This window comes from Bacillus sp. OTU2372 (assembly GCF_038440275.1).
Taxonomy (GTDB): Bacteria; Bacillota; Bacilli; order Bacillales; family Cytobacillaceae; genus Neobacillus; species Neobacillus bataviensis_B.
This window is the reverse complement of record NZ_JASATK010000001.1, coordinates 233,247-254,106: the sequence shown is the minus strand read 5'-3', so window position 1 is coordinate 254,106 and position 20,860 is coordinate 233,247. Positions and strand designations below refer to the sequence as shown.

The 20,860-nt window shown below is 38.6% G+C and carries 16 protein-coding genes; all 16 read right to left on the bottom strand.

Annotated features, from left to right (window positions below):
* Positions 1-102: 102 nt before the first annotated feature.
* Positions 103-1,065 carry a Gfo/Idh/MocA family protein gene (locus tag AAHB15_RS01305; RefSeq protein WP_342041607.1) on the bottom strand — a complete coding sequence of 321 codons (963 nt, stop codon included), beginning with the start codon at positions 1,063-1,065 and terminating at the stop codon, positions 103-105.
* Between the two features lie 152 nt (positions 1,066-1,217).
* Positions 1,218-1,937: a LutC/YkgG family protein gene (locus tag AAHB15_RS01300; protein WP_335572587.1), complete on the bottom strand. Its 720-nt coding sequence runs from the start codon at positions 1,935-1,937 to the stop codon at positions 1,218-1,220.
* 1 nt (position 1,938) lies between these two features.
* Positions 1,939-3,363, bottom strand: coding sequence for a LutB/LldF family L-lactate oxidation iron-sulfur protein (locus tag AAHB15_RS01295; RefSeq protein WP_335572588.1), 1,425 nt, complete (start codon positions 3,361-3,363; stop codon positions 1,939-1,941).
* A gap of 51 nt (positions 3,364-3,414) precedes the next feature.
* Positions 3,415-4,131, bottom strand: coding sequence for a (Fe-S)-binding protein (locus AAHB15_RS01290; protein ID WP_342041606.1), 717 nt, complete (start codon positions 4,129-4,131; stop codon positions 3,415-3,417).
* Between the two features lie 155 nt (positions 4,132-4,286).
* Positions 4,287-5,159 (bottom strand): glycoside hydrolase family 43 protein, encoded by an 873-nt coding sequence (locus AAHB15_RS01285; protein ID WP_335572590.1) that lies wholly within the window; start codon positions 5,157-5,159, stop codon positions 4,287-4,289.
* 47 nt (positions 5,160-5,206) lie between these two features.
* Positions 5,207-5,998, bottom strand: coding sequence for an alpha/beta hydrolase (locus AAHB15_RS01280; RefSeq protein ID WP_335572591.1), 792 nt, complete (start codon positions 5,996-5,998; stop codon positions 5,207-5,209).
* A gap of 117 nt (positions 5,999-6,115) precedes the next feature.
* Positions 6,116-9,304, bottom strand: coding sequence for a rhamnogalacturonan lyase family protein (locus tag AAHB15_RS01275; RefSeq protein ID WP_446715839.1), 3,189 nt, complete (start codon positions 9,302-9,304; stop codon positions 6,116-6,118).
* 177 nt (positions 9,305-9,481) lie between these two features.
* Positions 9,482-10,126 carry a YesL family protein gene (locus AAHB15_RS01270; RefSeq protein ID WP_342041604.1) on the bottom strand — a complete coding sequence of 215 codons (645 nt, stop codon included), beginning with the start codon at positions 10,124-10,126 and terminating at the stop codon, positions 9,482-9,484.
* A gap of 73 nt (positions 10,127-10,199) precedes the next feature.
* Positions 10,200-11,039, bottom strand: coding sequence for a carbohydrate ABC transporter permease (locus tag AAHB15_RS01265; RefSeq protein WP_335575060.1), 840 nt, complete (start codon positions 11,037-11,039; stop codon positions 10,200-10,202).
* 3 nt (positions 11,040-11,042) lie between these two features.
* Positions 11,043-11,927 carry a carbohydrate ABC transporter permease gene (locus AAHB15_RS01260; protein WP_335467830.1) on the bottom strand — a complete coding sequence of 295 codons (885 nt, stop codon included), beginning with the start codon at positions 11,925-11,927 and terminating at the stop codon, positions 11,043-11,045.
* Positions 11,928-12,088: 161 nt separating this feature from the next.
* Positions 12,089-13,399, bottom strand: a complete 1,311-nt coding sequence (locus tag AAHB15_RS01255) for an ABC transporter substrate-binding protein (RefSeq protein ID WP_335575061.1) — start codon at positions 13,397-13,399, stop codon at positions 12,089-12,091.
* A gap of 182 nt (positions 13,400-13,581) precedes the next feature.
* Positions 13,582-14,874 carry an ABC transporter substrate-binding protein gene (locus tag AAHB15_RS01250; protein WP_335575062.1) on the bottom strand — a complete coding sequence of 431 codons (1,293 nt, stop codon included), beginning with the start codon at positions 14,872-14,874 and terminating at the stop codon, positions 13,582-13,584.
* A gap of 25 nt (positions 14,875-14,899) precedes the next feature.
* Positions 14,900-16,462, bottom strand: a complete 1,563-nt coding sequence (locus AAHB15_RS01245; RefSeq protein ID WP_335575063.1) for a response regulator transcription factor — start codon at positions 16,460-16,462, stop codon at positions 14,900-14,902.
* The gene (locus AAHB15_RS01240; protein WP_342041603.1) at positions 16,440-18,230 is read right to left on the bottom strand and encodes a sensor histidine kinase; all 1,791 of its coding nucleotides are present in this window, start codon (positions 18,228-18,230) and stop codon (positions 16,440-16,442) included. Before AAHB15_RS01240 ends, AAHB15_RS01245 begins: the two co-directional genes overlap by 23 nt.
* Before the next feature lie 276 nt (positions 18,231-18,506).
* On the bottom strand, positions 18,507-18,821 hold the full coding sequence (rhaM, locus tag AAHB15_RS01235; RefSeq protein WP_335575763.1) for an L-rhamnose mutarotase: 315 nt from the start codon (positions 18,819-18,821) through the stop codon (positions 18,507-18,509).
* Positions 18,818-20,821: a beta-galactosidase gene (locus AAHB15_RS01230; protein WP_342041602.1), complete on the bottom strand. Its 2,004-nt coding sequence runs from the start codon at positions 20,819-20,821 to the stop codon at positions 18,818-18,820. The genes rhaM and AAHB15_RS01230 overlap by 4 nt, the downstream gene beginning before the upstream one ends.
* Between the last annotated feature and the right edge of the window lie 39 nt (positions 20,822-20,860).

The window sequence follows — 20,860 nt, the reverse complement described above, 5'->3', positions numbered from 1 at the left end:
TTTGTTTTTATGTTTGTTATCTTCTGTTTTTATTATAATATATGTTTGTTTATTTTTGAATAAAAAGTTCAAAAATCTTTCATTTTTTTTGTTTTATTGGATTTATCCCAAATATATGGGCTGCCCTTCAATCGCAGATTGATTTGCTGCAACTGTTACGCGATGCGTTTTTATAGCATCCTGATATGTTGATAATATATTAGATGGATCTCCGGTTTGGACGGCCTGAAGAAAAATCCTATTCTCTTCAAGGTAAGGATTTGTTTCTTCCTTGTATTCTTCAACTTTATTACCTTTTACTACACGTAATAAATCATTACTAAGTTCAATAACCCCGTTATCTGTATAGATATCAAGTCCAACCTTGCTCGAGTTATGGAGGATGCAGGTATTGGATATGGTTGCAATGATTCCATTTTCTAGCTTCATCGTGACACTGCCAACATCGGACACCGTGGTTCCTTCTACCTTTCCCTGCATGATTTGATTATTAAAAGCTGCATATACTTCTATTATTTCACCACATAAATAACGTAATAAGTCAACAATATGTGTCGTCTGTTCTACAAACTGCCCACCTGATTTATGAACATCTCTCCACCAAGGAACCATCGGCATGTTTCCCATCCAATAGCCGAGTGCCATCCCAACTTGACTTTCATTCAACAACGATACAGCTCTGTTTGTTAAAGCCTTATAACGCCAGTGATAACCAACTGATGTTATAAGTCCTTTTTCTGCTATTTTTTTAGCAATTTCATCTGGTACTTCATTCATTGCAAGCGGCTTTTCCACAAAAAATGGGATATTCCTTTCAATTAAGGCATATTCAATAGGTCCATGCGAATGCGGTGGTACACAAATATAGACTGCATCTAATTTTTGCTTGTCTAACATCTCCTCCACATTTGTATATCCGGTGGCATTTGACCAATTCCTCGCCTCTTTCTCAGCCTTTTCTAGACTTGTTCCACAAAATGCTGTAACATCCACTCCATTCATTTCCCCTAAAATATTTGCATGAGTTTTGGTAAACCACCCCGTACCAACAAAACCAACCTTCATAGAAATCTCTCCTTTTTTTAAACTTCTACCAACAAATTAAACGCTTTCATATTTCCTGAGACAAAAAAGAAAAGTTGCTCCTATAAACAAAGCTGTCCAGAAAAAATCAATTGACATGATCTCTTCGAACAGCCTTAAATTCTTATTTCCTATTATAGATCATTAATAACGATATAAGTTGCTTTTACTGGTCCGTGTACACCCACAACAAGGTTTAACTCAATGTCAGCTGAATTACTTGGTCCAGTTATAAAATTAATGCAGGATGCAACATGCCCTGTTTTTTGATGGATCTCTCTCATCTTTTGAGCTGCTTGTGTCATTCTAGGAACAATTGAACTTTTAGGAATTAGGGCAATATAAGTACTTGGTAAAAAGCTTACGGTCCGGCCTTTATTCTCATCACTGAATAAAACAACTGTTCCCGATTCAGCAAGTGTGATTTCACTGATGGTTATCCCGACATTAGCCTGCTCTGCTTTAGCGATGTTTTCTTCGCCTTTTGTATGATCCCATTCATAGACATCGATATTATGATTTGGCCATTCTTGCTTAATTAAAGAATCGAGGCCCCACTGGGAAAAACGCTCATCCTTCCAAGTAACAATGGGACCACCGCCATAATTTGTGACGACTTCATTAAGTGTCGATGATAACTCCCTGCTATCTGTTGAATAAATAGTCGTATGGATTTTCTTACAATGTTCTTTTAATACTTCTAACAATTCATCTTGTGTAGCATCTTTTAAAACCTCATCCTGAGGGCGGAATTTCCAGTTTGGTCTCTCCACAGGTTTAGAGATTCGCGGCCGTCCAAGTCTTGTGGCAATTTGATTAAGAAAGGCTTCACGATTTTGTATTGCTCCTGCCATATTATTGGCCCCCTTTTTCACGGTTTTTAAACCAATCTCTGAATCTTTCTTTATTTGGTGCCGGGAAATCGCGAATATCGGTCCAAGCTTTTAAAGGTCCTGGTCCTTTGGAAATTTTATCCCCTACCGTAAAAGGATTCATTGCCGCTGGAGCAATTTTTGAACCAATTTTATAGAGTGTCGGTGAAGCTGCTCCTAGTCCAAACGCCTTCATTGCTAACTTTTCTGAGATCGGTGCTTTGCCTTCTTTTTCGACGATTACTTCTCGATGCTTATGAAGAAGGTTGTGCAACGGAATCTTTACTGGACAAACTTCGGTACAGGCCCCGCAAAGTGTCGATGCATAAGGAAGTTCTTTGTAATCATCATAGCCGCCGAGTAATGGTGACAAGACCGCTCCAATTGGCCCTGCATAAATGGATCCATAGGAATGGCCTCCGACATGACGATAAACGGGACAAACATTGACACATGCTGCACAGCGGATACATTGGAGAACGGATTGAAATTCTCCGCCAAGGATATTAGACCTGCCATTATCCACAATAACTAGGTGGAATTCTTCCGGACCATCCACATCCAATTCCTCTCTTGGTCCTGTTAGAACAGTGATATAACTTGTTAACTTTTGTCCAACTGCACTTCTAGTTAATAAAGAAACGAGAACTTCCATCTCCTCAAAGGTTGGAACAATCCGCTCCATTCCCATTACAGTAATTTGTGTCTTAGGTAAGGCGGTAACTAAATCCGCGTTCCCTTCATTTGTGACAAGACTGAATGAACCTGTCTCGGCGACAGCAAAGTTACAGCCAGTGATTCCGATATCTGCAGTTAAATATTCCTGACGCAGCGTTTCCCTTGCATGCCAAGCCAATTCCTCCGGTTTGGATGTCTTTGTGTAACCAAGCTTTTCCGTAAAAACATCCCTGATTTGCTCTTTGTTTTTATGAAGAGCAGGTACGACAATATGGGACGGAGGATCGTGGTCATCCACTTGGAGTATGTATTCTCCAAGGTCGGTTTCAATCACCTGGCAGCCTTCCTGCTCCAACATACCATTTAAGCTGATTTCCTCGGTTACCATTGATTTTGATTTAACAATTTTTTTAGCATTTTTTTGCTGAACAATGCCTCGAATATATTCATTGGCTTCTTCTTTTGTTTGGGCAAAAAATACATGCCCGCCCCGTTTTGCCACATTTTCACTTAATTGTTCTAAATAATAATCCAGGTGTTCTAAAACATGCTGTCGGATTTCTTCTCCATGTGAGCGCCAGTCTTCCCAATTTCCTAGTTCTTCAGCGGCAACACGTCTTTTTACACCCATTCCGTCTTGCGCATTGGCCACTGCCCCGCGCATAAAGGAATCGTGAATCCCATTATCAACGCGCTCCTTAAATTGCTGGTCGCTGATTTTCATTGCCATCTATTCTTCCCCCATTCCAAGCAATCTCGTATTTGGTCATCAAAAAATCTATTAGCGGCTAATTAATACTTCCGCAATATGCAGAACCTTAATTTGTTTTCCTTTGCGATCAATCCGTCCGCCGATATTCATCAAACAGCCTGCATCCGCACCAATTAAATAATCCGCCTCTGTATCTTCAACATGGCAAACCTTTTCATCGACCATTTGCTCAGAGATTTGAGTCATTTTAACAGAGAAGGTTCCTCCGAATCCGCAGCATTGTTCTTTTCCTGGTAATTCGGTAAAATCTAATCCTTTGACATTATTTAATAGAATCATTGGTGCTCTTTTAACACCTAGTAATCTTGTCATATGGCATGAGGTATGATAGGTAGCTTTCCCCTCAAATTTTGCGCCCACATCTTCTACTTTTAATACATCAACAATGAATTGCGTGAGTTCGTATGTTTTCTCTGCCAGTTTTTTGGCCTTTGGTTCCCAAATCGGATCACCTTTAAAAATATGAGGATATTCGTGGAACATAAAGGCACATGAGCCTGATGGGGACACCACATATTCAGCATCCTGAAAGGTGTCAATCATCCGCTTCATTGCTTCTTTGGATTCTTTTGTATAACCACTATTATAAGCTGGCTGACCGCAGCATACTTGGGATTCCGGAAATTCAATCTCACAGCCTAGTCTCTCAAGTAGTTCAACTGTAGCTTTACCTACATTACTCTGAAACATATCTACAAGGCACGTTGCAAACAAGCTTACCCTCATTATTTCTCCATCCCTTCAAATGAAGCTAAAAAACCTGATGAAATCGATTTTTTATTTTTATTTATTTTTGTTTTAATTATATTACATGTTTGTTTGTTTTTGAATAGTTATCTTCTAATAAAAAAATAAATCGACAGATGCATAGCATCTATCGATTATTTCTTAACCTCTAATTTTCCGTTTTGCTCCTCAACTAGTAAAAAAACTGGACGTTCTTTCGGAGTTTGATTAGGCGCATGAATGGTCAGCATTAATTCATTTTTGAATGTTTTAAATAACATGCCGTGCCCTCCGTCTTCATCCATTAATGGCTGCTCCTCGTGAATCCACGGTCCATCTATTGTTCCTGTTAATGATCGGGCTATCCCAACAGCATAACCACGCGCACTCCTACTCGACCATAACATTAATAAACCGTTATTTTGTGTCCGATAGAGGAATGGACCATCTGTAACATAATCTGTCTCTCCCCGCACAGGAATTGTCCACTCTGCATCAGAAGCCTTAAGCAAAACAATTGGGTCCCCGATTGCAGTTTTAAAATCTGAAGCTAATCGAACAGCGCAAATTTCTCCGTCGTGGACCTGCAACCACTCGTGACAAAAGATGAGCCAAGGATTATTGTTCTTATCGATAAATAAAGTTCCGTCTAGACATTCCCAATCTCGTGGTGTTACAGGCTCCTCTGTTAACGGCTGAAATGGGCCCAATGGGTTGTTCGATTTTAAGATCTGGGTTCCACGGCACTTTCCCTCGGCTTTAAAACTGGCAAACATGTAATATTGATCATTATGATAAAAAACCTCCGGTGCCCAGAAATGTTGGTCCGCCCAGAATTCAGCGTCTGGTCGAAACACTTGATAAGGCCCTTCCCAGTTTTTTAAATCACTGCTTTTATAAGAATCGAAGCCGGCCGCAGGCCCATTCCAGACATTTTCATCCGTAGTGCCATACAAGTAATAAGTGTTAGAGTCCCTGTCTGATAGAATAAAAGGGTCCCTGATACGGATATCGTTCTTTGTTAACATATAACCTTCCACCCTTTATTGATAATAATTTAAAAGAAATCAATTGTTTAAAACCCCTGTTTCCTCAACCATAATTCACATAGTCTAGGCCATTCTCTGGCCTCGTGATGTTCTTCAGCCAAACCTAACCCGTGCCTGCCACTTTCGAAGATATGAAGGTCAAAAGGAACTTTATGACGGCTTAATCCCGCTGCAAACTTTAAACTATTTTGGACAGGTACGGAGGCATCGTCGGCTGTATGCCATAAAAATGCCGGTGGAGTTTCCTCTGTAATTTGATTTTCATTGGATAATAGTTCAACTAACTCTGCTTCTGGTTTTTCACCTAATAAATTTAATCGGCTTCCTTCGTGCGTATATTCACCCATCGAGATTACGGGATAACAAAGCACCATCAAATCAGGACGGCTGCTATACTGTTCGATAGGATCTTCTGCAACCGAGTTTCCAAAATCATAATGAGTCCCCGCACTTGATGCAAGATGTCCACCAGCAGAGAAACCAAGAATTCCTACACGATTGGGATCTAGATTCCAATCTGCAGCATGAGATCGAACCATTCGGATTGCCCGTTTCGCATCATTTAATGGACTAGGATGTTTGTAAGGTGCGACCCGATAGTTGAGCACTACAGCGGAAATTCCAATTGAATTTAACCATTCTGCAACCGGGTAAGCCTCATGTTCTGCTCGTCTTGCATAAGCTCCACCTGCGGCAACGATCATAACAGGAAAGGGTCCAGATCCATCGAGCAAATATCTTTGAATGCTTGGAGCACTTTCATTTGGTCCATTTTCTTCAATATTTAACTCATCCCAAAGTGGTATTAATTCTGTCATTCTTTCACCCTCCAACTTTTAAAATTCAGTATGAAAATCGTATGTAAGAAAAGTTCTTTAAAATGAATTCAAATGGGAAAGAAAGCCTATTAACCGCTGTCTCTCCCACTTTTTGAATTATTTTATAATTAATTCAGCCTTCGCATTAAAGCTTTCCCCATCATGTAAGAACCCGTTGATATTGATTTGAACAGTTCCAGTGTATCCTTTTAAAGCTTTTGAAACTTGTTGTCTATCAAATTTGACCATTAACTTATTTGTTTTCTCTCCATTGACAGATGGGTGAGATTCGGCAAAGATTGTTTTACCATTGACAACCATTTTCACAGTAGCAGAATTAATTTCTGACACTTCGTGTTCTTTATCCAATTCAATATTAACAGTCAGAGGAACATTGCCGTTTGTCTGTTTCGTATCAATTGAATTCGGATTGACATCAACAGTGGCAGGAATCACTTTATTTAAGTACATGCTAGGCACTGGAGGAGCAGCCATATCATTTCCTAAAAAGAAACTAGTATGAGGCGGCTGATTGTAGCCAACATTTTGCCAAGCAATACCTAAACGATAAACAGGGTCATGCATGAGTGTCCGAATACGCTGTTCGGTCACATCTGTTGTTGTGTAGATACGTAATGCACTGCTATCTACCGTTCTCCAAATGACTTCTTCTCGCCAGTCACCTAATAAATCTGCCTGTAAACTTGGGTTTCCTTTTGTTCCATTGTTTGAGAAAGTCCCATTCGCTGTTAAAATATTAACTTGTTTATTATTTTGATAGTCCCACTTGGAGATCGTTCCGACTCCAACTTGTTTAGCATCATCAAAATTCCCATGGTCCAGTATTTCACGCTGCAGGTCACCATCCCACCAAATCGCAAAGTTGGCCCCGGGAATGTTAGTTGAGATTTTCTCCCCTTTTGCAGTGAACAAACCTCCAGTAGGATCATTCCATTCTCCCCCTACAGCCCATGACTCCTCACCAGGGTACCTTGGATCAATATCAGCAGACAAGCCTCTCCCAGTGTCTCTTCCAGTATATTCACCCCAAATGGCTTCTCCAGTTTCCGCATCACGGAATTCAATTCCGTACTTGGCATCTGTATGCTCATGTACCGCAAAAAATTCTAAGCCTGGTCTCGTTGGGTCTAAATCCCCTAGATGCTGGGCATCACCATGTCCAAGTCCAGTTGTATAAAGACCGGTTCCATCATCATCAATGGCTGCTGCACCGTAGACAATTTCATCCTTTCCATCCTGGTCTATATCGGCAATACTTAGATTATGATACCCTTGGCCCGCATATCCTTCATTTCCAGGCTTGTTACTATCAAACGTCCACACTTTAGTTAAATTTCCATCACGCCAATTATAAGCTGCTATAACCGCTCTAGTGTAATATCCGCGTGCCATAATCAGGGTTGGTCGTTCCCCATCCAGATAGGCAATACCAGCGAGGAAGCGATCTACACGGTTACCGTAGCTATCTCCCCAATCAGCTACATTGCCTCTCGGTGGATCATAATCAGTGGTTGTTAGTGCTTTCCCCGTTAATCCATCGAATATAGTTAGAAATTCTGGTCCACTTAAAACATAGCCGCTTGAATTCCGGTAATCCGCATTAACATCACCAATTACAGTTCCTTGACCATCAACGGTTCCATCAGCTGTCTTCATTGCAACTTCTGCTTTACCGTCTCCATCTAAATCATAAACCATCATTTGAGTATAATGAGCCCCGGAACGAATATTTTTGCCTAAATCGATCCGCCACAGTCTTGTGCCATCAAACTTATAAGCATCAACATACGTATTTCCAGTATAGCCTGATTGGGAATTATCCTTTGCATTGCTTGGATACCATTTTAAGATGATTTCGTATTGACCATCTCCATCCACATCCCCTACACTGGCATCATTGGCACTATATGTATAGGCTTTTCCATCAGGCGTAGTCCCACCCTCTGGTTTCTGGATTGGGAGGTCGTAATAATTCTGTTCCCAAACAGTTGCAGCAGCTTCTGCGAGCGGTTCTTCTTTCCCATTAAATACGGCACGGACATCATATATGGAATCCTTTGTTCCATTTTTGTCTAAATAGTTTGTGCTAGAGGTAATCGGCTCTTTATTAACCTTTTGCCCATCACGGTAAATGTTAAAAGAAACACCTTCCGGATCCGTCCCTAACATACGCCAGCTAACATAAACACCATTTTCCACCTGAACAGCAACTAAACCTCGATCTAGTTTTTCCATTTGACGTTGGACTACTTTCGTTATGGGTGTCTCAATTGAATTCGAAGGATTAGAAATACCCCCTAAACTAACAGCCGAAACCCTATAGTAGTAGTGTCTTGTTGGTGAAATAGACTTGTCAGTAAATTCTCCATTATTCGAGATGCCGACTCTTTCGAATGGCCCTTGTGGTGATTTTGCCCGATACACGTAATACATCAAAGCATCCTCGACACCATTCCAGGTAAAAGCTATAGATTTATCGGTTGAATTAACAAGAGTAAGCCTCGCTGGAGATTCAGGCACTGCTTTTGTTTCATCCACTAAAGCAACATTGATAGGTGTGCTTTTCCCAGACTCGATGCCACTCTCGTTTACTTGTGAAACTGTATACTCATATTTAAGCCCAAGCTGAACTGTTTCATCTATAAATTCAGGCGTACTTGTGCTTCCCACTTTCGTTGGTGCTGCGTCACCATCTGCTTTACGATAAATATTGTAACTTTCGGCACCATTTAATTCATCCCACTTTAAGGAGACAGATGTATTCGGATACAGTTTCTTTTCTGTTATGGTTAAACCCGTAGGAGTAGTCATGGGGAAAATTTCAATGGCATTGACTCGGCCATCGCCGCTAAATGAAAAATTCATTTGTCCATCCTGAACAGAAATCATTTCATCTTTCTCTGAGAATTTTCCACTGCTTGTCGAAATGGTACCGAATGATTCTCCCTCAATCGTTAGATTAGTCTTATTAGAAGCAATTGAGTCACCAGCTACAACTTTTACATAATATTCATCATTTGGAACATCCACCGAAAATCCAAAATTATTATTAATAACAAAATCTCTTAACAGATCATCTGGATTTCCACGATCGCGAAAATCTACTGACTTGGTTAGTCCGTATCCTCTTTCGCCGCTATAAGTCATTGCGTTAGTTACTTGTGTATATCCTTTAGCAACGGGACTAGTGCTGGAACCAAAGTCAAATTTGAGACTAGTCAACTCAGCTGCATGAGCTTGTTTTGGGGTAACCATTCCAATTCCAGAAAACATCGATAAGACCATAGCAGAACTTACGATAACCGGTAATTTTTTCTTTGAGAATTTTTTATTCACAATTTTCCTCCTAGTAAAGAATGATAGCCGAAATTCTTTATGAGAAGATTCTTAGATGCAGTCCTAATCCCCCTTTCCATAAAATTTATATAAAAAAATCGGGCAGCCATTTAGGGAACCCGATTCCTATATACTTTGTTCCTGTAAGTAAACCTCATGCTTACGTTGAATTTTGTTAAACGCGTTACATGCCGGTTTCATAAATAACATTGCTAATAAATTTCCGCTAAATAAGATACAGATAGGCGGTACATAGGAAAGAACAAAACAGATTCCAAAACTTCCAATTAACATATAAAGAGTAGATAAAGGATTCATAATCATAACAAAAAATGAATTCTTAATTACATCCGTTAGTTTCATCTCATAATGGACAAAAATCGGAATGAGGTAAAAAAGCGTACATACAAAAATAAAAGTGATGATGAATAATGGTATATAGAGAAATGGGGCCATATTTTTTGCTGCGTTTTGGATGAATAACAGATCTGCATATAACACCAATCCTGCAGCCACAATAAACACACCGAGAAAATTACTTTTTACAAATTCCTTTTTAAAAGAAGCCCAGTAGGTTTTAACAATGGAAACCTCCTCTTCGCCTATCATCCATTTTCGCACAACCGCAAACATCGCCACAGTCGAAGGAAAAAAGCCAAAAACACCCAGACCCAGAATAGTTGAAGCAATCCATAAAAGATTTAATAACGCTAGTTTCGAGATCCAATCCATCAGTTTATAAATACCGCCCAAAATACTCGAAGTCTCCATACCCATCCTCCTACTGATTTTTTAAAAGTTGATCAAGCCCTGCCACTCCTAAATTAAGGAATGGCACGAATCATCAACCTTTTAATCCGCTTGTACTGATTCCCTCTACCACATATCTTTGGAAGATAAAGAAGATAACAAATACAGGAACCAAGGTAACTACGGACATGGCAAACATGGCACCCCAGTTAGAAACGGTTTCATTACTTAAGAACATATTTAATGCCATTGAAACCGTATATTTTGCGGGACTGTTTAAGTATAAAACCGGTCCTAGTAAGGAATCCCAAGTCCAATAGAAGGAGAAAATCGCTGCCGTTGCCAAGGCCGGTTTAATTAATGGCAAGATGATTTTATAGAAAATATGAAAGGTATTACACCCATCAATCGTTGCTGCTTCATCCAATTCTCTTGGAATCGTACGGATAAATTGAACTAGTAAGAAAATAAAGAATGGATGCCCAAAGTATGCTGGTACTGCAATTGGCTTAATCGAGTTAAGCCACCCAAGTTTTGAAAAGATGATATATTGCGGAACCATGACAACCTCATATGGCAGCATCAATGTTACCATCATAAGTCCAAACCAGAGTGCTTTACCCTTAAATTCTAACCTTGCAAAACCAAAGGCAATTAAAGACGATGATATGACTTGACCAATTAAAGTTACGATAACCAAGATGGCAGTATTCTTTATAAACACTCCAAAGGTATTACCGCCAATCCCCTTCCAGCCTTCAGCAAAGTTATCCAAAATAAAGGGATCAGGAATTAGTGATTTGGCTGTTACGAAGATGGCATTACTTTCTTTAAACGAACTCATCAGAAGCCAAATAACCGGATAAAGCATTAGGACGGCAAATCCACCTACAAGGATATGATAAGTCCACCATTTTACTGATTTTATCCGCATACGCTATTTCCCTCCTTCTGATTCGTAGTGAACCCAGAATTTTGATGTTGCAAAAATGATAGCCGTTAAAACCCCTACGATAATGAGCATGACCCATGCCATTGCAGCCGCATAGCCCATGTTGAAGAATTCGAAACCTTGTAAGAATAAATAAAGGGAGTATAAAAGTGTTCCATCCAAAGGTCCCCCGGTACCTTTTGAAATGATAAACGCTGGAACAAATGTCATAAAGGCACCAATCGTCTGCATGACTGCATTAAATAAGATGACTGGGCTTAACATGGGAAGGGTAATTTTGATGAATTTATGCCATCCGTTAGCTCCGTCCACACTTGCGGCTTCATAATAGCTTTTTGGAATCCCTTTTAATCCAGCTAAGAAGATTAACATCGAGGAACCAAACTGCCACACTGACAAAAAGATTAACATCCATAAAGCAGCTGTGGGGTCACCGAACCATCTGACACTGGGGATCCCTAGCAGTTCTAATAGTAGATTAATAATCCCTTTGTCTCCAAAGATGTTACGCCACATAATTGCGACAGCCACGCTCCCGCCAATCAGTGATGGCAGATAAAATAAGGAACGGTATAAGCCAACTGCCCGAGATGCCGTATTTAATATCGCCGCAATTAGAAGGGCAAATGCTAGTCTTAGCGGTACACCAGCGAATACATAAATGAGGGTAACTTTTAATGACTGCCAATACCTTGGATCTGCCGTAAACATTTTTTTATAGTTTTCTAATCCAATCCATTGTGGCGCGGAAAATAGATTATATTTCGTAAATGATAAGTATAATGAAACAAGTATAGGTATTAATGTAAAGGCAAGGAATCCAACCACAAAAGGGCTAATAAATAAATAGCCTTTTATATTTTCCTTCATTGCCCGTTTCCGTGCGCTCACAGGTGCAATATAAATACTTTCCTGTACGTGTTCTTTTACGACGCGTGTAGCCATTTTGCCATCTCCTTTTCTTCGGACCATCACCCTAAGATTGAAAGGGCGATAGCTGATCCGAGAAAGGACCAGCTATCGGATTAAAATTATTTCTTATTTTGAGCCAAAATGCTTTCAGCTTGTTGTCTAAATTGTTTTGCAGCATCTTCTACTTTTAGGTTTCCATAGCTCATTTGCTCATTCAAGCTATCAAAAAGCTCGATAACTTCTCCTGCTCCAACTGGATCTGGACCATTAAATGCTGAACTATGTTTTTCAGCCCATTCAACATAAGTAAATACTTGTTGCTGTGCTGGAGAAAGAAGCGGCTTTAAGGCTTCTTTGACAGCTGCAGATCCCGGTACACCACGATCTCCAAGCGCTAATTTGTTGGCTTCAATATCATTAGTTAAGAAGTTAATAAACTTTGCTGCCTCTTCTTTATGCTCAGAGTTATTCCCAATTGACCAAAACATACTTGGTTTTAAAAATAATCCTTTATCACTATCTGGTCCTGGCATGCTGCTGATATCAAGCGGTCTGTTTGCAACTTGCTGTAAGCCAACAAACTGGTTAGACCATTGCCAAATACCGATTGCTTTTTGTTTTACAACAGGATCATCTTCGATTCCTTTTACCTGTGCCATATAGTCAGGCGTTGGAACCGCTTTATCCTTTACTAAACCTGAAGTCATTTTGAAGAAATCTACAAATAATTTGTCATCCTTATATCCTAAACCTGTACCATTCTTGTTATAAAGAGACTTTCCTTGTGTTCTTAAATAGTAATTAAAAAATACGTCTGCCTTAACACCAGTATCTACAAATAGGCCTGCAGCCTTTGCTTTTTTGGCGAGTTCTTTATAATCATCCCATGTCCAGTTTTCATCAAGAGATTCTACACCGGCTTTTTTAAGTAAGGCTGGGTCATAGTGATAACCAAGTACGTTTACCCCTGCATTAAGTCCGTATAACTTGTCACCAAGTTTTCCACCATCAATAATATTTTGATTCGTATCTTTGGTGTCGATTTGTTTATCTAAATATGGAGTCAAATCAGCGATTTGATTGTTTTCAGCATACTGTGAGAAATAAGAAAGGTCCATTTGAATAATATCAGGTAACTGGTTAGCAGCTGCTTGTGGAGCTAGCTTTTTCCAGTAATCATCCCAGCTCGCATATTCTGCTTCAATCTTCACATTAGGGTTTTGCTTCTCATACATATCAATGATTTTTAAGGTGTAATCATGTCTTGGCTGTGATCCCCACCAAGCAATACGAAGTGTAACTTTTTCATCTTTACTTGCAGCTTTTTCTTTCCCATTAGATTCGCTCTTACTTGTGGTACTGCTTCCGCTGCATGCTGCTAATGAGAATACTAGAATCAGTGAAAACAGCATAACCATGAATTTTTTCATTAATTGAATCCCCCTTATTCTTTTTTGTAAGTGTTTACATTTGTAATTATACCTTCACTATTAGAATTGTCTGAATATAAATAACCGAGTAGTTTGTTTAAAAATCAGACATTCTATTATTAAAAATAAAAAAGACTCCGATTTGGATTATACACAATCCCCAACGGAGTCTTTTAAGTTATTTATTTATTTTTCTGTAGTATTTCATTTGCCTCTTTTCTAAATTTCTGTGCCCCTTCTAGAGGTGTGATTTTTTTAAAAAGAATTTGTTCAGAGATATCCTGTAACATATGAACAACTTCAATTCCTCCAATTGGATCTGCTATCTCAACCTTGCTATTTGTATTTTCAACATTAAATACGTAGTCAAAAGCTTTTTTCTGTTCTGTGGATAGGCCCTTTTTAACGGTCTCCGCCACTTTGGATGAAACAGGAACACCTCGTTCACCTTTAATTAACTTATTAGCCTCTATATCGTTAACAAAAAAGTTAATAAATCTTGCGGCGGCCTCCTTATGTTTCGAGCCTTTGGTGATTGAAAAAAGCATACTGGCTCTTACAGACAAACTTGTCTGTTGATTTGGCCCTGGTGGGGCAAGAATCTCCAGCGAGCGTCCTGATTCTTTTGAAAAACCATAATATTGATTGGAATAGGCCCATGTCATCGGAGCTTGTTGTCTCACTAATAACTCATCTTCAATCCCTTTAATCTGTTCTGTTACATCAACCCTCGGGAAAGCTCCTTCGTCTAGTAATCTTAATTGCCTATCAAAGTAATCGACAAATAATTGATCATCCTCATATCCTAATGAAGTGCCATCCGAATTATATAAATCCCTTCCATTGGTGCGCAGAAAGTAGGGGAAAAATACCTCTGGCGGTTTCATTCCATTCGTTCCATATATATTTTTTTGTTTGTGAACCTCCATGGCTATTTTTTCAAATTCCTCCCAGGTCCAGTTCTGTTTAGGGACCTGATTGGTTGCAGAAGCAACTAAATGGGAATCCATGATTACAGCAGGGGCATTTAACCCTAATGGGAAACCATATAGTTTGTCCCCTACTTTTCCCCCTGAAAGGATTTTCTCATCAATGTACTTTGTATTGATGGTGTTATTTTCGATGTAGGGTGTTAAATCTTCAAGTAAGTTGTTGGCACTATATGCTTTTAAATAGAGAAGATCCATTTGCATAATGTCTGGTAACTGGTTGGCAGCGGCCATGGGGGCTAACCGCTTCCAATAGTCATCCCAATTTGAAAATTCAAATTCAATATGGATGTCTGGATTCTTTTCTTCAAACAATTTTATAACCTTCAATGTATAATCGTTTCTAGGCTGTTCGCCCCACCAAGCAAACCTAAGGGTGATTTTTTCTTCTTGATTTTTGGAAGAATCCGCACTGCTGCTTTCTGAACAACCAGTAAAGGCCAACATTACTACCAGGGGTAAAATGGAGATTAATAGTTTTTTCATCGTTTTATTCCCCTTTTGTCTCATATTACATACCTTGGACTGCTTCTCGTTTATATTCAGAAGGTGTAAACCCAGTTTGCTTTTTGAAAACCTGACTAAAATATTGGGCATTTTCTCCAAACCCAATTTTTTCAGCTAACTCAAAGATTTTTACATCACTTTCATTGATAATCATATAAATCGCCTTATCGATGCGAACTCGAGTCAGATAATTAGAGAATTTCTCACCCGTTTCTTTTTTAAACAGCTTTCCGAGATAATCAGCATTCATATACAACATCTCATTTGCAACCCATTGCAGGCTAAGCTGAGGATCTGCGATATGATTTTCAATAACTTCAAGTACTCTGCTAATAATGGAGGAATGTTTATTTTTGGTTTGTTGAAAAAATACATCCGTGATTTCCTCAGCGATATCCTTGAAAAAGGACTTCATGCTATGTATTGTTTCTAATTCTAATAGAACCTGCAGCTTCGTTAAGTAGGAGTTCATACTATGGGCATCGCACAAACGAATCATACTATTAAAAAGTTGAATGACATAGGATTTGGTCGCACTAATATCTAATCTTAAATCGGCTAAGCAGTTGAAAAAACTGATAATTTCATCCTCAACTTCTCTCCAACACCCTGATTTAACCATTCGGCAGAATTTCTGATCATCATAATAAAATTCCTGCTGATCATAATCGTCATTATGATTATCTATGTCTTCTTTGGTAATAATACTGCCTTCACCTAAATAAAAACGATAATTTAGACAATCCAGTGCTTCCTTGTATAATTTATTCGCATGGCTGATTTTCCCCGTTTCACTTACAGCAATGGTGCAATCCAGTTGATAATATTGATAAAAGTTTTTTCTAATCTTTTCAATTTTTTCATGCAGCTGACTATGTTCACCATCATCCCTCAAAAGGATTAAAATTAATTCACCTACTGAGCAACTAAGAATGTATGATTTAAAATTCAATTCAGCAATGTTTTTTATGGCAAACAATTGCTCAACTTGAAATTTGCCCTCTATCTGGAATAAAACTAGTCGAACATTGGATAGGTCTAAATCGAACTCAAGAAGTTTTTGATAGGATGTAGAGTCTGTATTTGCATATATATTTGTTATATATTCCTTTAACCACTGTTCCTTTGCATAGGGAAGAACATTCTCAAGGGTTTCTTGCATATTTGTAATAAATTGTTCCCGTTCTTTCTCCTGATTTAACTCTTCACTAATTTCCTTAAGTGCTTCGATAATCGTATTTTCATTACAGGGTTTAAGCAAATAATGTTTTACCCCATACAACATTGCCTGCTTGGCATAATCAAATTCACTAAACCCTGATAACAAGATAAAACGGATCTCTGGATAATGTTCATGTACTTTTGCTACCAATTCAAGTCCATTCATTCCAGGCATTTTAATATCACTAATTACAATATCCGGTTTATTCTGTGTGATTTTTTCAAAGGCTTCAAGTCCATTCTTCGCCGTCCCCATTAAACTTGTCCCGATTGACCCCCATTTAATCACTTTTGACATACCGTCGGTTATGATTCTTTCATCATCAACTAACAATACTTTGTACATGTTCTTCCCCCCTGTCATATGGCAGAACTAAAATGATTTTAGCTCCTTTATTAGGTTCACTTTCAATTTCAACTCCGTAATCGCTTCCAAATGAAATTTTAATCCGCTCCATAATATTGGCTAAGCCAATTCCTTGTCCCCTTGTCTTTACCTCCCCTTTCTTTAACTTTTCTAGAAAAGAAGGTTCCATTCCAGGACCATTATCTTCGACGATTAGCTGAAAATAATCCTTATTTACTTCAGAATAAATTCTTATTTTACATACATCTACCATATTCTCCAACGCATAATGAATGGCATTTTCCACTAGGGGCTGCAAGGTTAATTTAGGTATATAGGCATCAAACAGGTCAGAATCCACCTGCATGCTAAAGTCCAATCTTTCTTCAAATCTATATTTTTGTATGACAATATAATTCTTAACAATGTTTAGCTCATCTTCAATCGGGATGAGCCGTTTCTTTAGGCTGATTGAATTTCGCAGCAGAAAACCAAGTGCTTCAACCATCTTCGATATTTGGTCTTGATCATTCATTTTAGCGAGCCAGTTAATTGACTCCAAAGTGTTATATAAAAAGTGAGGATTGATCTGTGCCTGTAAGGCTTTAAATTCAGTTTCTTTAATTGTCAGCTGCTTAGTGAGGTTTTCATTTACCAATTCATCCATTTGTTGAGTCATCGTTTGAAAGGTTTCATGCAACTTACCTACTTCATCATTAGAGAGAACGGAAGACTTCATGAAACCCTTCTGAGCTTCCTTAAAATCACCGTTTTGCACATAATGCATACCTTCAACTAAGTTCTCTAAAGGAATAGTGATATTTCTAACAAATCTGATGCCGAGAATCGTTACAATAAAAAACATTAAAATAAAAATGATAATAAGTACTGTTTTTATGAAACTAATATTTTTAAAGATTTGATTAAATGGGATGGCATTTACATAACTCCAATCAAAGTAATGAGAGTTTATGTGAACCAGAAAATAATTTTTACCTTCGATTGTTTTTATTTGATAGCCAGGTTTCTCATTTATAGACATGGCTATTTTTTTCAATGGACTTGCAGATTCTGTCGGATAAATAAGTTCTTGATCGTTGGTAATTAAAAATTCGCCATCAATTTTACTTGATCCCTCAAAGAGGCTGCTGACAAGTTTGTCCATATTCATATTAATAATCAATGTACCTAGTGGTTCAAAACTCAAATTCTTATATTGTCTTATTTCTCGAGCTGTGACAATCGTAAAATCATTTCCATGGGGGTTAACCCAGATGTTTTTTCCATCTGCTAACAAGGCTTCTCGCAAAATACTCATTTTTAAATCAGATGGTAATTTAAAAGATCTAGGCCCAGCAACGTACTCTTCCCCATTCGTATCGACAAGAATGACGGATTGTATGTATTTCTCATTGTTCACGTAGCTTAATAATTTATCCACCATATTTGAATGAATACGATAATTCTCGTACTCTGTCCTCTTTTCACCGTTTGTTGCTAAGTACTGTTGAATTTGAGGATCGGTTAAGATATTGTAAGAAACATCTTCCATTTTTTGAAGTTCATTTTCAATGATATTGGAGGATGTACTTAACACTTGGGAAGATTTACTGTAGATTTGTTCATCATAAATATGAAAAGCATATTGTAATCCAAAGAAGGTAAATAAAAAGGAACTAATCATAATCCATGAAACTAAAATAAACAATTTATATTTAATTTTTAGATTCGCATATTTTCTTTTCAATAAATCAAAAACTTTCTTCATTAATGTTTTCTCCAAATATTTAATTTCGAATATTCAAAACTTTTAATTCAGCGCAGTGTAAGCGTAATCATATTCCTTATATTGTATATCATTCTACAATTTTTTTAAACCACTGAAATACTAGAAAATTAGAGATGGTTTCAAATCAATTAAAACTATAAAAAACCATATCACCTGACATGATATGGATTTCAACTATTTCTATATGTTTTTTAACGATTGCTATCCTGTTTCTAAGTAAGCTGAGTTCAAAAATTTTAAGACATAACCCAACCTTTAATCCAAATAAAATACTTGCTTTAGTTCGATGGCTACCGGACTATTATCAGGGTTGGTTTCCATAATATCTTTCATATAAGCCCACCATTTCTGGCAAACTTCGGTTTGAGCCATAGCATTCCACTTTTCTTCACTTTCGATTTCAACATAGGCAAACAGATTATTCGTTTTTTCATCGAGAAAAATCGAGTAATGATTGGCTCCGTGGTTTTTTAATTCTTGTGCCAGCTCAGGCCATATTTCATCATGGCGTTTCTTGTATTCTTCGTGAAATTCTTCAAACACCTTCATGACTGTTGCTTTTCGAATCATCTAAAACACTCCTTATCATTAATACGAATGACCCTATATTCAAATTTGCCGATTTCAAGTTTTCCCGGGCTTACTTTCTTATTATTCTGTAAGTCGATTCCTTCCATTGGCAAGGTGACGCTTCCACCATTACCGTCCATGTTGATTACAATCCAAACAGTATATCCATCACCCTGTCTTGGAGCAACAATGGTTCCTTTTGTTACGTCTGTTCTAAGTGTTAAATTAGCTTCTAGTGAATAATGATCCACAAGTTTCTGTAACATTAGAGCTCCATCCGGCCCTTGAGGCATGGAACCAAGCATGACCATTTTTCCTGCCCCAAGACGATGCTCAGTAATAAAGGATTTTCCTTCAGAAAGTCCCTCTTCAATCATCCCAACTGACTTTTCTTGGTCAAATTCGAATACGGTACTCCACATTCCAAGCGGCGCAGATACATCGAAGGCACGGCCAATGGTTCCGGTGCCATCCATAGGATAGGTAAATAAAACCTCTACACCAGCAGTATTCTCAAGTTCCCCCAAAGCCCGATCTGTATGGACCGTATGGAACTCAGTCCTTTCTCCTGTTAATGGACCTGCGATCCAGACTCCCCCATTTTCAACAAACTGCCTCGCACGGGCTAAAAACTCTGTTGATACATAAGGGATAAACGGTGTCAATAATACTTTATATCCCTCAAGGCTTGCCCCTTCAGGAATAAGGTCGCGATGGATCCCCATTGATAATACTTTTTCATAAAAATCTGTTACTAACGCGCGGTGATTTAACCCGCGATGTGATTCCGTTTTCAAAAATGCCTTTGCCCGATCGGAATAGGTGATCGCCAATTCTGCCTGCCTCGGTCTTGTCGCTAGGATAATCGGTTCAATTTCTTTTCTCATCTTCTCAACTTCCAGCACATTGGCATACCCTACTGTTGGTTTTCCCCATGCACTGATAACCGAACTATGCGGCTGCTCGCAGCCGGCCCGCTGCTGTCTCCACAGCCAATATGAAAATCCTTCCGCCCCTAATGCAAAAGCTGCAGCGGCCTCGGCTTTTAAATAGCCATTGGGATGCGGGCTTGAATAGCTCTCGAGCGATGCTGCATACGAGGTGCTCGTTTCCATTACCCAAAAGTCCTTGCCTTTCTTAAAGTTCCGCCACAAATCGCTGTTAATAAGATAGGCAGGGAAATTATCTATCGTTGCATAAGTATCAAAAGAAGCAAAATCAAGATTTTTAAATAATCTCTCATTATCCACACTAAACATAATTGAACTATTATGAGTAATCGGTGCACCTGAATATTTTCTAATAATCGCTGCTTGCTCATCGCAGAACTCCGCAATTTTTTCCATTGAAAATAATTGATACATGGTACTCAACGATGAGTTGTGTAAAAATGGTGCATGACCTGGCTGTGGTACTTGTTCAAAGCTATGGTAATATTCACTCCAAATTTGCGTACCCCATGCTTCATTTAGCTGCTCGATCGTCCCATAACGCTCCTCTAACCACAGATGCCATAATTCTTTACATGCAGCACACATACATTCACTAACATGGCATTTGAATTCATTATCAATCTGCCAGCCAATCACACCTGGGAGACTTCCCACTGCTTGGGCAATATGTTCCGTGATCAGTGCGGCTCTTTCACGGAAATAGGAATGGTTGGTGCAGGCATGCTGTCTTGAGCCATGCCCCATAACTCTTCCATCCCGCTCGACATACATCCTTTCCGGGTGTCCGTCTGTGAACCAGATTGGCGGTGTGGGAGTCGGAGTACACATTACAGTCTCAATACCATTTTCATAGAGTTTATTAATTACATTCATAAAGAAGGATAAATCAAACTGGCCTTCTTTCGGCTCCATATTGGACCAAGCAAATTCACCCATTCTTACAACATTAATTCCTGTTTGTTTCATTATTTCAATGTCTTCATTTATTACGTTTTCATCCCATAGCTCAGGATAATAAGCTGCACCGTGATATAACTTTTTGCCCAATGGACTTCACCTCAGTATTTGTATTTAGGCTTAATGATT